Annotated in this window: 12 protein-coding genes; 6 read left to right on the top strand and 6 right to left on the bottom strand. The window is 57.4% G+C overall.

Annotated features, from left to right (window positions below; all coding sequences use genetic code 11):
* Positions 1-14 precede the first annotated feature (14 nt).
* From fdhE to fdnG, 4 genes are read right to left on the bottom strand one after another with little or no spacing between them, the layout of a single operon-like run.
* Complete coding sequence (fdhE, locus tag C0560_RS20795; protein ID WP_123429927.1) at positions 15-944, bottom strand: formate dehydrogenase accessory protein FdhE; 930 nt, start codon at positions 942-944, stop codon at positions 15-17.
* On the bottom strand, positions 941-1576 hold the full coding sequence (gene fdoI, locus C0560_RS20790; protein ID WP_248859352.1) for a formate dehydrogenase cytochrome b556 subunit: 636 nt from the start codon (positions 1574-1576) through the stop codon (positions 941-943). The genes fdhE and fdoI overlap by 4 nt, the downstream gene beginning before the upstream one ends.
* A complete protein-coding gene (fdxH, locus tag C0560_RS20785) occupies positions 1573-2475 on the bottom strand; it encodes a formate dehydrogenase subunit beta (RefSeq protein WP_248859351.1) in 903 nt (300 codons plus the stop codon). Before fdxH ends, fdoI begins: the two co-directional genes overlap by 4 nt.
* A 12-nt stretch (positions 2476-2487) precedes the next feature.
* A complete protein-coding gene (gene fdnG / locus C0560_RS20780) occupies positions 2488-5538 on the bottom strand; it encodes a formate dehydrogenase-N subunit alpha (RefSeq protein WP_100778338.1) in 3051 nt (1016 codons plus the stop codon).
* 502 nt (positions 5539-6040) lie between these two features.
* Between fdnG and fdhD the strand changes: the two genes are divergently transcribed.
* Together fdhD and C0560_RS20770 are read left to right on the top strand one after the other, a co-directional pair.
* Positions 6041-6877: a formate dehydrogenase accessory sulfurtransferase FdhD gene (gene fdhD, locus C0560_RS20775; protein WP_102105695.1), complete on the top strand. Its 837-nt coding sequence runs from the start codon at positions 6041-6043 to the stop codon at positions 6875-6877.
* A 112-nt stretch (positions 6878-6989) separates the two neighbouring features.
* Positions 6990-7202, top strand: coding sequence for a YdgH/BhsA/McbA-like domain containing protein (locus C0560_RS20770; protein WP_100778340.1), 213 nt, complete (start codon positions 6990-6992; stop codon positions 7200-7202).
* 157 nt (positions 7203-7359) lie between these two features.
* Here C0560_RS20770 and C0560_RS20765 read toward each other — a convergent pair whose 3' ends face one another.
* Positions 7360-7683: an AzlD domain-containing protein gene (locus C0560_RS20765; RefSeq protein ID WP_100778341.1), complete on the bottom strand. Its 324-nt coding sequence runs from the start codon at positions 7681-7683 to the stop codon at positions 7360-7362.
* Positions 7683-8342 carry an AzlC family ABC transporter permease gene (locus tag C0560_RS20760; RefSeq protein WP_107702601.1) on the bottom strand — a complete coding sequence of 220 codons (660 nt, stop codon included), beginning with the start codon at positions 8340-8342 and terminating at the stop codon, positions 7683-7685. The genes C0560_RS20765 and C0560_RS20760 overlap by 1 nt, the downstream gene beginning before the upstream one ends.
* A gap of 102 nt (positions 8343-8444) precedes the next feature.
* On the opposite strand from C0560_RS20760, the gene C0560_RS20755 reads away from it, so the two are divergent.
* The 4 genes from C0560_RS20755 to C0560_RS20740 all read left to right on the top strand — a co-directional run bounded on the left by C0560_RS20755 (position 8445) and on the right by C0560_RS20740 (position 13547).
* Positions 8445-8993, top strand: a complete 549-nt coding sequence (locus C0560_RS20755) for a helix-turn-helix domain-containing protein (RefSeq protein ID WP_100778343.1) — start codon at positions 8445-8447, stop codon at positions 8991-8993.
* Between the two features lie 20 nt (positions 8994-9013).
* A complete protein-coding gene (locus C0560_RS20750) occupies positions 9014-10009 on the top strand; it encodes a LacI family DNA-binding transcriptional regulator (protein WP_102105693.1) in 996 nt (331 codons plus the stop codon).
* 104 nt (positions 10010-10113) lie between these two features.
* The gene (locus C0560_RS20745; protein ID WP_248859350.1) at positions 10114-12237 is read left to right on the top strand and encodes an alpha-galactosidase; all 2124 of its coding nucleotides are present in this window, start codon (positions 10114-10116) and stop codon (positions 12235-12237) included.
* A 44-nt stretch (positions 12238-12281) separates the two neighbouring features.
* Entirely contained in the window at positions 12282-13547 is a 1266-nt protein-coding gene (locus C0560_RS20740; RefSeq protein WP_100778346.1) for an MFS transporter, read from the top strand.
* Positions 13548-13576: the final 29 nt, after the last annotated feature.

The following is a 13576-nucleotide window of genomic DNA, read 5'->3' as shown; positions in this document are numbered from 1 at the left end:
ACTGTTACAGAAAACTACTCCCCTTCACCCGGGAACAAGAACGGGTTGATTGAGCTGCGGGCGAAGCCCTCTTGCTCCATCCGCGCGTCGAGTACCAGCGTGGCGAGGTCGTCGGCGACGGCTTCCACTTTCGGGTCTTTTTCCTGATAGAGAATTTTCAGGTAGGTCCCGCAGTCACCGCAGCTTTCGGCTTTAACGGCCGCATTCTCGTTTTCCAGCGACCAGTAATTCAAATCGCGGGTCTGCTCGCAGTTGCTGCATTTGATGCGCACCACGTGCCACTCGGTTTCACACAGGTTGCAGTGCAGATAACGCAAGCCTTGCGTGGTGCCGATTTGCACCATGCTGGTCACGGGCATCGAGCCACACACCGGGCAGAACTGACGGGCTTCACCGTATTCTGCACGCGCTTTACCCGGAATCAGGCTCGCCATTTGCGCCCAGTAGAGCGACAGGGCAGCCCAGATAAAGGGCGCTTTATCGCTACTGACCAGGGAAAAATCGGAGGCAAATAGCGCGCTCGCCATCTCTTCCAGCTCCAGATCGGAGGCTTTTTCCAGATTCTCGATCACCGCCAGCGCAGGGCCGCTCATCTCAGGCTTCAGCTCTGCAATCAGCGAGTGCAGCAGCTTTTGCCAGTGCTTGTCGCGCGGCAGAACGTGAATATCCAGCGGCGGTTTGCCCTGCTCGTTGGCTTCTTTGATGCGCGCGGCGAGGTCCATTTGCAGCGGGTGGTCGTACAGCACCACTTCCTGCGCGTGGGCGATCAGCGCGGCAAAGCGCAGAAATTCACCGAGCGGATTGTTCTCTGCCAGCTCGCGCAGACGCTCTGCGCGGCGGTTGTAGAGGTTCTTGAGTCTGGGGAATAACAACGGCGGAATGTACTCCGCCGTGCGTTTCTCGCTCGAACCCAGCTCATCTTGCGGGATTATGCGAATACTCATTCAGTTTTCTTTTCCGTTGTCTTGCGGACCTCACGGTACCAGCGCGGGTGATGTTTCTTCGCCCACGTACTGGTAACCCATCCTTCCACCATCGCGGTAATAGTGCCTTTCACCCATAGGGCGGCGTAGATATGCACCATGATAACCACAATTAACGCGACTGCGGCAAATGAATGCAGCATCAGCGCAAATTGGATCACCGGGATTGAGAAAGCGGGCGCAAAATACGGACGCCAGATAATCACGCCGCTCACCAGCAACAGGACCAGGAAGATAATCGCCGCCCAGAATACGCATTTCTGGCCGAAGTTATAACGCCCGGTATCACCCACTTCCTCGTTGACGACGATCTTACGAATATTCTTCGCCCAAAAGATATCATCCCGATTGATTAGGTTATGGTGCCAGTAGCGGAAAAACATGATGATAAACGAGGCAAACATAATCACGCCGACAAACGGGTGCAGAATACGCGCCAGCTGCGGTGTGCCCATGATTTGCATCAGCCAGTTAAAGGACGGGAAGAAAAATCCCAGCCCGCTTATCGCCGCCAGCATGAAGCAGAAGGCGGTGACCCAGTGGTTGATACGTTCCGGCGCTGTGTAGCGCACGATGGTGTCACGTCTTTTCATTTGCGCACCTCGTCTTTCTCTTCATGCAGATTGTCGTCTTCCTCTTCCGCGCGGTTCGGGCCGACACCGACATAGTGGAAGATGCTGGCGGCAAAGGTTGCAGCGAAGCCAACGGCGGCCAGCGGTTTCCAGATGCCTTTCCAGAATTTAACGGTCGCGCTGATTTCCGGGTTCTCCGGCAGGCCGTGATACAGATTCGGCTTGTCGGCATGGTGCAGCACATACATGACGTGTGTACCGCCAACGCCCGCCGGATCGTACAGACCGGCGTTGTCGTAACCACGGGTTTTCAGCTCGGCGACGCGCTCGCCCGCCAGCGTTTTCATATCCTCTTTGTAGCCAAAGTGAATGGCCCCCGTCGGACAGGTTTTCACGCAGGCCGGCTCCTGGCCGACATTCACGCGGTCGACGCACAGCGTACATTTGTAGACGCGGTTGTCTTCCGGGTTCAGTCGCGGCACGTTGAACGGGCAGCCCGCAATGCAGTAGCCGCAGCCGATGCACTGTTCTGACTGGAAGTCGACGATGCCATTGGCATACTGAATGATAGCCCCTTCGGACGGACACGCCTTCAGGCAGCCTGGATCGGCGCAGTGCATGCAGCCATCCTTGCGGATCAGCCACTCCAGTTTGTCGTCCTGTTCCACTTCCGAGAAACGCATCACCGTCCAGGACTTGGCAGTCAAATCGGCGGGGTTGTCGTACACCCCGACGTTATGACCCACTTCGTCACGGATATCGTTCCACTCGGAACACGCCACCTGACAGGCTTTGCAGCCGATACAGGTGGTGACGTCAATGAGCTTCGCCACTTCCTGCTGGTGGTCCCGCGCCTGAGGCGCGGGCGTGAAGCCGTTAGTCGCGGAACGACGAATGATGTCTTGCGATTGATAAGCCATAAGTCGTCTCCGTTACACCTTTTCCACGTTTACCAGGAAGGCTTTGAACTCCGGCGTCTGCGTGTTCGCATCACCGACGAACGGTGTCAGGGTGTTGGCAATAAAGCCTTTCTTCGCCACGCCCTCGTAACCCCAGTGAATCGGGATGCCGATGGTATCCACCTGTTGCCCATGAACATTCAGCGTGCGAATACGTTTGGTCACCACCGCCTTGGCTTTGATGTAGCCACGGTTAGAGGAGACTTTCACCGTATCGCCGTGCGCGATGCCGAGCTTATTCGCCAGCTTCTCACCGATCTCCACGAACTGTTCCGGCTGCGCGATGGCGTTAAGCAGCGCGTGTTTGGTCCAGTAGTGGAAGTGCTCGGTCAGACGGTACGTGGTGCCGACGTACGGGAATTTATCTTTTTTACCCAGCGCTTCAAAATCGCCTTTGAAGATACGGGCGGCCGGGTTTGAGATCACGTTCGGGTGCAGCGGGTTGGTTCCCAGCGGCGTTTCAAACGGCTCGTAGTGTTCCGGGAAGGGACCTTCAGCCATTTTATCGATGGCAAACAGGCGGCCCATGCCTTCTGGCTGCATGATAAACGGCCCGACATCGCTGCCCGGTGCGGCGGCGCTGTAGTCCGGAATATCCACGCCGCCCCATTTCGCGCCGTCCCACTTCAGGAGCTGACGCTTCGGATCCCACGGTTTACCCTGCGGGTCTGCGGAAGCACGGTTATACAGAATGCGGCGGTTCAGCGGCCACGCCCACGCCCAGCCCAGCGTATTGCCGAGGCCTGACGGATCGGCGTTGTCGCGGTTCGCCATCTGGTTGCCCTTCGGCGTCCAGCTTCCGGCGAAAATCCAGCAGCCACTGGCGGTTGAGCCGTCGTCGCGCAGATGCGCAAAGGTGCTCAGCTGATCGCCTTTCTTCGCCAGTACGGTGCCGGTGGCCGGATCAACCACATCCGCCAGCGCTTTACCGTTACTCTCCATCGCCACCTCTTCAGGGGCAGGATTTTCAGGCGTTGAATAGTTCCAGGTCATGTTCAGAACCTGCTCTGGAGTCGCGCCGCCTTCGGCTTCGTACATCTTGCGCATGCGCAGGAAGATACCGGCCAGAATCTCGCCGTCGTTCATGGCGATACCCGGGGCGTCCGCACCTTTCCAGTGCCACTGCAGCCAGCGACCAGAGTTAACGATAGAACCGTTCTCTTCGGCGAAGCAGGTGGATGGCAGGCGGAACACTTCCGTCTGAATTTTCGCTGGATCGACGTCGTTCGATTCACCGTGGTTCTGCCAGAAGGTCGAGGTTTCGGTATTGAGCGGATCAATCGTCACCAGGAATTTCAGTTTCGACAGCGACTCTACCACCTTGTTCTTGTTCGGGAACGAGGCGACCGGGTTAAAGCCCTGGCACAGATAGCCGTTCACTTTGCCCTGGTGCATCATGTCGAAATACTGCAGAACGTCGTAACCCTTGTCCCACTTCGGCAGCCAGTCAAAGCCCCAGCTGTTTTCTGCTGTCGCTTTATCGCCGTAGAAGGCTTTCATCATCGAGACGAAGAATTTCGGGTAGTTGCCCCAGTAGTTCACCTGACCTTCCAGCAGCGGTTTCGGCGTGTTGGCGGTCAGATAGGTCTGGAGGTCGGTCTGTTTTTCGCTTGGCAGCGTCATGTAGCCCGGCAGGCTCTGCGACAGCAGGCCCAGGTCCGTCAGCCCCTGAATGTTGGAGTGACCGCGCAGGGCGTTCACGCCGCCGCCTGCCATCCCCATATTGCCGAGCAGCAGCTGAACCATCGCCATGGTGCGGATGTTCTGCGCCCCGATGGAGTGCTGCGTCCAGCCCAGCGCGTAAAGGAACGACGCGGTTTTATCGTGAGCACTGGTTTCGGCGATGTACTCGCAGACTTTCAGGAAGTCAGCTTTCGGCGTGCCGCAGATGTTTTCGACCACGTCTGGCGTATAGCGGGAAACGTGCGTTTTCAGCAGGTTCCACACGCAGCGCGGGTGGGTAAGGGTGGTATCGCGTTTCGCAAAGCCGTTTTCGTCCAGCTCGTAGTTCCAGCTGGTTTTGTCGTATTTGCGTTTTTCGGCGTCGTAACCGCTGAACAGACCGTCTTCAAAGCTATAGTCCTCACGCACGATCAGGCTGGCGTTGGTGTAAGCCTCGGTATATTCACGGTTATATTTTTCGTTGGTCATCAGGTACAGCAATACGCCTGACAGGAAAGTAATGTCAGTACCTGAGCGAATAGGGGTGTAGAAATCCGCCACTGACGCTGTACGCGTAAAGCGGGGATCGATCACAATCAATTTCGCGCCATTGTGGATTTTGGCTTCCATCGCCCAGCGGAATCCCACCGGATGCGCTTCTGCCGCGTTCCCACCCATCACAATGATGAGGTTAGCGTTTTTGATGTCGACCCAGTGGTTGGTCATCGCACCGCGACCAAATGTTGGAGCAAGACTTGCTACCGTTGGTCCGTGTCAGACACGCGCCTGGTTGTCGACCGCGAGCATACCGAGTGCGCGCGTAAATTTCTGGGTTAAATACCCGGTTTCATTGCTGGATGCGGAGGCACAAAGCATGCCCGTGGAGAGCCAGCGGTTAACGGTGACGCCATCGGCATTCTGCGCGATAAAGTTCGCATCACGGTCTTCTTTCATCAGTTTGGCGATACGGTCAAATGCCGTTTCCCAGCTGATTTGCTGCCATTTATCGGAGCCAGGGGCGCGATATTCCGGGAATTTGAGGCGGCTTTCGGAGTGGATAAAGTCCACCAGACCGGCCCCTTTCGGGCACAGCGCACCACGGTTGACCGGATGATCCGGGTCACCTTCGATATGGAAGATGGATGCTTTAGCGTTTTTCGCGCCGTCGCCGAGGCTATACATTAACAGCCCACAACCGACAGAGCAGTACGTACAGGTATTACGGGTTTCACGGGTGCGCAGCAGTTTGTACTGCCGCGTTTCCGCCAGCGCTACACCAGGGGCAAAGCCCAGCGCCGCTGCCGTCGTGCCTGCCATACCGCCAGCGCAGATCTTAAAGAACTGCCTTCTGCTGACCTGCATGGGTCACTCCTTGTTTACGACATTGCTCCCTCTTCATATTTCGCGCTGCAGGTGCGTTGGCTGCGTTCTCTTACTCAGCCGCTTACGTAGGTAAGCGTCTGGGGATTCGCTCAATTGCCGCCTTCCAGCAACACGAACTATTTAGGGAGGTTATTGTTTTTGCGCATGATTGCAAAACAACCATAACGCTTAAAATTTGATGTATTCCCTCAATTCCACGAGGGATATGATTTCAGAATACCACAATGTCGGTAAGCCTGTTCCGGTGCGGTTAATACAAAGTGAACGTATTATCACTCTGATGATTATAAAGTGTGATATTGATCACGTTTTGACCCTGGCTTGTTAAAGGCGTGTATCAGCGCGTCTGTTGTGCCACTCCCAAATGAGTAGGTAAACTTGTGGGGTATGGCTGCCGAAAAGTTGATCCATACTATGCGCACGGCCTGCGGTTTATGATGCAATAGCAGGCTCACCTTTGTGGTTGCTCAGGAATACCGTTGTGTCAAAACAGAATCGTGATACCCATTCGTCTCCCTTGCCTGCGGGCGTGGTGGAGCAAGTGGTACACAGACCCCCTCACATTACCCACGGAATCCCCGATTTTCTGGCGGAAGAAGTGCCTGTTGCCCTGGTCTACAACGGTATCTCCCACGTCGTGATGATGGCCTCGCCCAAAGATCTTGAGCTGTTCGCGATCGGTTTTTCGCTTTCGGAAGGCATTATCGAACACCCGCAGGAGATCTTCGGCATGGATGTCGTTCAGGTCTGTAACGGCCTGGAAGTGCAAATTGAACTCTCCAGCCGTCGTTTTATGGGGCTGAAAGAGCGCCGACGCGCGCTGGCCGGGCGCACAGGCTGCGGCGTATGCGGCGTCGAGCAACTGAACGATATCGGTAAGCCGATTGTCCCGCTGCCGTTTACCCAGACCTTCAATCTTAAACATCTCGATCACGCCCTGGAGCATCTCAACGACGTCCAGCCGATAGGGCAACTGAGCGGCTGTACGCACGCGGCCGCATGGGTTCTTCCGTCGGGGAATATTGCAGGCGGTCATGAGGATGTTGGGCGTCACGTCGCGCTGGATAAACTGCTGGGACGTCGCGCCGGAGAAAGCGAAACCTGGCTGCAGGGTGCGGCGCTGGTATCGAGCCGGGCGAGCTATGAGATGGTGCAAAAGGCGGCCATGTGTGGTGTCGAAATACTGTTTGCCGTCTCGGCGGCGACCACCCTGGCGGTGGAGGTAGCACAGCGCTGCAACCTGACGCTGGTGGGGTTCTGCAAACCGGGACGCGTCACCATCTATACGCATCCGCAGCGTTTAATTATTGATCAGTAAATTTGAAAGACTTTAGCAAATCCTTCCGCTTTTAGTTGTTGATGATGAGGCCTATTATTATCACATCAAGGCACAACGCCTTATCTAAACAACTTACTGAAGGATTTACATCATGAAAAACATCAAAACTTTTGTTGCAGTTATCGCTCTTGCCGCTTCTTTCGGTTCTTTCGCAGCTCAGACCGTAACCGCAACCGCCTCGACCATTGACGGCGCAGAAGCGAAAATTGCCGCTCAGGCGGAACAGGCCGGTGCTGCTTCTTACACCATTACCCAGGCTTTCTCAGGTAACCGTGTTCACATGACCGCTGAACTGAACAAATAAGAGCATAGCCACTGTCCCCTGCTCATCCGGGCAGGGACAGGTTTTCCCCTCTCCGCAGTAACGCCATCCCCCTCGTAGCCCATTTTTTCCGCTCAACAGAACGCTAAAAATGACGCGATCGTGTCGACTCGCGCGCCATGAGAGCGAATCTCTTTCATCAATGCAAACCGGCCACACGCAACAACGCCGTCACGACTGCAGCAGAGATAATCACGACGATCAGCGGCACTTTACGCCACGCCAGGAACACGGCAAAGGCCACGCCTAAGACTCGCGCCATGCCGGCAAAATGTTCGCCTTCGTAGAAGGTGGTCGCCAGCGCCACGGAAAAGAGCAGCACCGTTGCTGCATCCGACAGCAGCGCTTGCGAGCGCTCGGACAGCGCCAGGCGGTTGCCAAGCTTTGCGCCACCGAGGCGCATCAGATAGGTTCCCGCCGACAAAATCGCAATGCCGAGAATAAAGAAGGTCATGTTTTCCATTATTTTTTCCTCGCCGCCAGACCCAGTAACGACAGCAGCACCGGCAAACCGACCGGCGCGAATGGTACTGCGGCCAGCGACAGTGCTGCGCCGCTGCAGGCGCGGATCAGCGTGGTGCGGTTTTTAAAGGCCGGAACGACTAACGCCAGCAAAATCGCCGGGAATACGGCGTCGAGACCGATGGTTTCAGGCGCAGGCAGCAGCTTGCCGACCATCGCCCCCAGCAGTGTCCCCAGCGGCCAGATGATCGCTACGCCTAGTCCGCACAGCCAGTAGGCGGCTTTGCGCTGCTCGGGGGTTTTTTGCGACAGACCAAACACCACGCTTTCGTCGTTCATGATGTGGCAGCCGAGGAAGCTCAGGCCGCGCTTACCTACCAGCTCGCGCACCGTGACGCCAAACGGAACGTGGCGGGCATTCACCAGCAAACCCGCCGCCGCCGCCGCAAGCGGATTACCGCCGCTGGCCACGATGCCGATAAACATGAATTCCGACGCGCCCGCGAGCACGGTAATGGAGAGCACAAACGGCACCCACACCGGGAAGCCGTAAGCCATCGCCAGCGAGCCGTAGGACATGCCGACGACGCCCACGGCGAGACACACCAGAACGATCGCTTTGACCGTGTCACCTTTCAGACAGGAGAGAGAGTTCTTCATACATTTTTAGCCATATCGAACGAGTATCCATTATAATGAACGCATCAATATCGTTTTTCAAGATGAACGATTCGTTCGATTTATAGAACAAGAGGCCGTTTTATGACGCAGCCAATCAGCGTGATCGCGAAAAGCCTGGTGCGGGAGCGCCTGCGAACCGGGCTGTCGCTGGCGGAAATCGCACGCCGCGCCGGGATTGCTAAATCCACCCTTTCGCAACTGGAATCCGGGAATGGCAATCCCAGTCTGGAAACGCTCTGGTCGCTGTGCGTGGCGCTGGGGATCCCGTTTGCGCGCCTGTTAGAGCCGCAGCAGCCCACCACTCAGGTGATCCGCCGGGGTGAAGGGACCAAAGTGATTGCCGAGCAGGCGAACTATCAGGCGATTTTACTGGCCGCCTGTCCGCCGGGCGCACGCCGCGATGTCTATCTGCTGATGACCCAGCCGGGTGCAGACCGCATTTCGCAGCCGCATCCGCCGGGTTCCGTAGAGCACATTATCGTCACCCAGGGACGGGCGCTGATCGGCCTGACTGACGCTCCGGAAGAGCTGGGCGAGGGCGATTACATTTGCTATCCCGCCGATCAACCGCATATCTTCAAGGCGCTGGAACCGGATACCCACGCGCTTTTAGTGGCGGAACAAAACTAACTTCTCGGACACGGAAAATCATGTCGCTCAAAGCCATTGCCAAAGAACTGGGGCTGTCTGTTACTACGGTCAGCCGCGCCCTCAACGGATATGACGACGTTTCTCGCGAAACCCGTGCGCGGGTGGAAGCCGAAGCGCAGCGCCGTGGCTATCGGCCAAACACCTTTGCCCGCCGCCTGAAGATGGGCAAAATCGACGCCGTCGGGCTGGTGTTTCCCGTGCATCCGGTTCCGCTCAATAACAGCGTTTTTATGGACATGGTCGGCGAAATTAGCCACGAACTGGCGCGACATGAGATTGATTTACTGCTGATCGCCGACGATGATCTCGCCGATAAACACAGCTACATGCGCATGGTGCAAAGCCGCCGTGTGGATGCGCTGATTGTCGCGCATACCCTCGATCAGGACCCGCGCCTTGCGCAGCTTCAGGACGCCGGTTTTCCGTTCCTCGCCCTGGGCCGCAGCCAGTTGCCAAAACCCTACGCATGGTTTGATTTTGATAACTATGCCGGGACCTATCGCGCCACGCGCTGGCTGATCGACAAGGGCCATCAGCGCATCGCCCTGCTGGGCGAAAGTAATAATCAGGCGTTTATCACCCAGCGCCGTCTCGGGTATCTCGACGCTCTGCGCGAAGCGGGGTTATCCAGCGAATGGCTGCGCGCGATGCCGCCGTCACGCCGCGCAGGCTATACCACGACGCTTGAGCTGCTTGCACTGCCAAACCCGCCGACGGCGATTGTGACTGACTGCAACACCCACGGCGACGGCGCGGCAATGGCGCTGGCGCAGCAGGGGCGGCTGACCGGCAGCGACCCGGTTTCGCTGGTGGTGTATGACGGCCTGCCGCAGGACAGCATTGTCGACGCCGACGTAGCAGCGGTGATCCAGTCCACCCGCGAGGGCGTGGGCAAGCAGATCGCCGACATGGTGCGCCAGCTCATCAATGGCGATGATCTCTCCCGTCTTCAGGTGCTCTGGCAGCCTGAATTTTCACCGGGCCAGACGGCCTAAATCACCGCAAAACTCTAAAGTTGATCACAGATCCGAAACGTTTTGGTTGGTATCCGAAACGTTTCGGATCAACACTCAGGACATCCGATGACAGGAGATGTCCGATGCAAGATTCCATTTTACGACTCGAAAGCACGACGACAGACGTGGTGATCAAAACGCACCCGTTCGCCGAAATTGTCTACTGGGGGCCACACCTTCACCACTTTTCGCCGCAGGATGCGCAAAGTCTGGTTCGCCCGGTGGCTAACGGCAGGCTGGACGTGGATATCCCGGTGACGCTGATGGCCGAGCTGGGCCACGGTCTGTTTGGCTCGCCAGGCATTGAAGGCCACCGCCAGGGGCTGGATGGCTCTCCGGTGTTCAGGACCGTTACCGTTGAACAGCAGCGTCACAGCCTGACGATTACCGCAGAAGATGCGCACGCCGGGCTGCGGCTGACCAGCGAACTCGTCCTCGATGAGAGCGGCGTGCTGGTGGTAAGGCACGGTCTGACCAATCTGCGGGCGCAGCCGTGGCAGGTGGATCGGCTGGCCGTGACGCTGCCGGTTTCGGAGCGCGCGAAAGAGGTGATGGCTTTCCATGGGCGCTGGATACGCGAATTCCAGCCGCATCGCCTGACCCTTGAGCACGACAGTTTTGTGATTGAAAACCGGCGCGGGCGCACCTCCCACGAACACTTCCCGGCGCTGATGACCGGCACACCTGCATTCAGTGAAATGCAGGGCGACGTGTGGGGCGTGCATCTCGGCTGGAGCGGCAACCACCGCCTGCGGGCTGAAGTGAAAACCGATGGCCGCCGCTACGTGCAGGCCGAAGCGCTCTATCTGCCGGGCGAAATGGCGATTGCCGAGGGCGAAACCCTCTGGACGCCGAAATTGTACGCCAGCTACTCCGCGCAGGGGCTGAACGGGATGAGTCAGCAGTTCCACCGCTATCTGCGCGAGAACATCATTCGCTTCCCGCAAAACAAGCCGCGCCCGGTGCACCTCAATACCTGGGAAGGGATCTATTTCAACCACGATCCGGACTACATCATGCGGATGGCCGACGAAGCGGCGGCACTGGGCGTGGAACGCTTCATCATCGACGACGGCTGGTTTAAGGGGCGCAACGACGACCACGCCGCCCTGGGTGACTGGACTCTCGACGAAAAAAAATACCCTAACGGGCTGATGCCGGTGATCAATCACGTCAAAAATCTCGGCATGGAATTTGGTATCTGGGTGGAGCCGGAAATGATTAACCCCGATTCCGATCTTTACCGCGCGCATCCCGATTGGGTGCTGGCGCTGCCGGGCTACACGCAGGCGACGGGGCGACACCAGCTGGTGCTGAATCTGAACATTCCGCAAGCCTTTGAGTATTTGCTGGAACGCATGAGCTGGCTGCTGGGCGAACATCCGGTGGACTACGTGAAGTGGGACATGAACCGCGAGTTGGTGCAGCCAGGCCATCTCGGTAAAGCCGCTGCCGACGCGCAAACGCGCCAGTATTATCTCCTGCTTGAGACACTCGGCCAGCGCTTCCCGCACGTGGAATTTGAATCCTGCTCGTCCGGCGGCGGACGCATTGATTACGAAGTCCTGACCCGTTGCCACCGCTTCTGGGCATCCGATAACAACGATGCGCTGGAGCGCAACACCATCCAGCGAGGAATGAGCTACTTCTTCCCGCCGGAGGTGATGGGCGCACATATCGGTCATCATAAATGCCACGCCACGTTCCGCCAGCACAGCATCGAGTTTCGCGGGCTGACCGCGCTGTTTGGGCACATGGGGCTTGAGCTGGACCCGCTCACCGTCGATGAGCACGAGCGTGAAGGCTACCGCCGTTACGCCGCGCTGCATAAGCAATGGCGCGACGTGATTCACCACGGCACCCAGTGGCGCGTGGATATGCCGGACGCCACCACTCAGGTGCAGGGTATAGTGAGCGAAGACCAACGGCAGGGGCTGTTTATTGTCAGCCAGCTGGCGATGCCGGATTACACCCTGATGATGCCGCTGCGCATGCCGGGGCTTGCAGCGAACGCGCAATACCGCATCACCTTGCTCGATCATCCAAATATCCGCCTCACCGGCGAAGGGGGCCACACCATGCGCAAACTCCCGGCATGGATGGAAGCGCCACAAACGGTGAGCGGAGAATGGCTGATGCAGGCGGGACTGGTACTGCCGATTCTGGACCCGGAAACCGCCATTCTGATTGGCCTTGAACGCGTGTAAGGGTGATGGGCCGGGCGACCGGCCCTGAGTTGAGGATAAAAATAATGAACACGACTGCCTGTACCCACAAAGACAACCCCAATTTCTGGATTTTCGGGGCGTTCTTCTTTCTCTACTTCTTCATTATGGCCACCTGCTTTCCGTTCCTGCCGATCTGGCTGTCGGATATCATCGGTCTGAATAAAACCCATACGGGGATTGTTTTCTCCTGCATTTCGCTCTCAGCGATTGCGTTCCAGCCGGTGCTGGGGGTGATCTCTGACAAGCTGGGGCTGAAAAAGCACCTGTTATGGATCATCGCCATTTTGCTGTTCTTGTTCGCTCCCTTCTTCCTCTACGTCTTCGCGCCGCTGCTGAAAATGAATATCTGGCTCGGGGCGCTGAGCGGTGGGCTGTATATCGGCTTTGTCTTCTCGGCGGGCTCCGGAGCGATTGAGGCCTATATCGAGCGAGTGAGTCGCAACAGCTTCTTCGAATACGGTAAAGCGCGGATGTTCGGCTGCCTGGGCTGGGGGCTGTGCGCCTCCACGGGCGGCGTGCTGTTCAGCATCGATCCGTCGTTTGTTTTCTGGATGGGCTCAGGCGCGGCGCTGCTGCTGATGCTCCTGCTGGTGGTCGCCAAACCGAAGCCAAACCAGACCGCCGAAGTGATGAACGCGCTGGGCGCCAATCAGCCGCAAATCACCGCCAAAACCGTCTTCACCCTGTTCCGCCAGCGCAAAATGTGGATGTTTATTTTGTATGTGGTTGGCGTGGCCTGCGTGTATGACGTGTTTGATCAGCAGTTTGCTACCTTCTTCAAATCGTTCTTTGCGACGCCGGAACAGGGGACGCGCGCCTTTGGTTTTGCGACCACGGCCGGAGAAATTTGTAACGCGATCATTATGTTCTGCTCGCCGTGGATCATTAACCGCATCGGCGCGAAAAACACCCTGCTGATTGCCGGGCTGATTATGGCCACGCGCATTATCGGCTCGTCCTTCGCCACTACCGTGACGGAAGTCATCGCCCTGAAAATGCTTCACGCGCTGGAAGTGCCCTTCCTGCTGGTGGGGGCGTTTAAATACATCACTGGCGTGTTTGATACCCGCCTGTCAGCGACCATCTATCTGATTGGCTTTAACTTTGCCAAACAGTCGGCGGCCATTTTCCTGTCGGCGTTTGCGGGGAATATGTATGACCGGATCGGCTTCCAGGACACCTATCTGATGCTCGGATGCATTGTGCTGGCGGTGACGGTGATCTCGGCGTTTACGCTGAGCAGCAGGCAGCAAATCGCGGCAGGACGCAGCACGCTGGAGGCAAGCTAAATAGCTTAAAGGAAAACGCTGCCGCGAGT

The sequence above is a fragment of the Lelliottia sp. AC1 genome (genome assembly GCF_023278595.1).
In the GTDB taxonomy this organism is placed as follows: domain Bacteria; phylum Pseudomonadota; class Gammaproteobacteria; order Enterobacterales; family Enterobacteriaceae; genus Enterobacter; species Enterobacter nimipressuralis.
The sequence above is the reverse complement of the archived record's forward strand: the minus strand, read 5'-3'. Positions and strand labels throughout refer to the sequence as shown.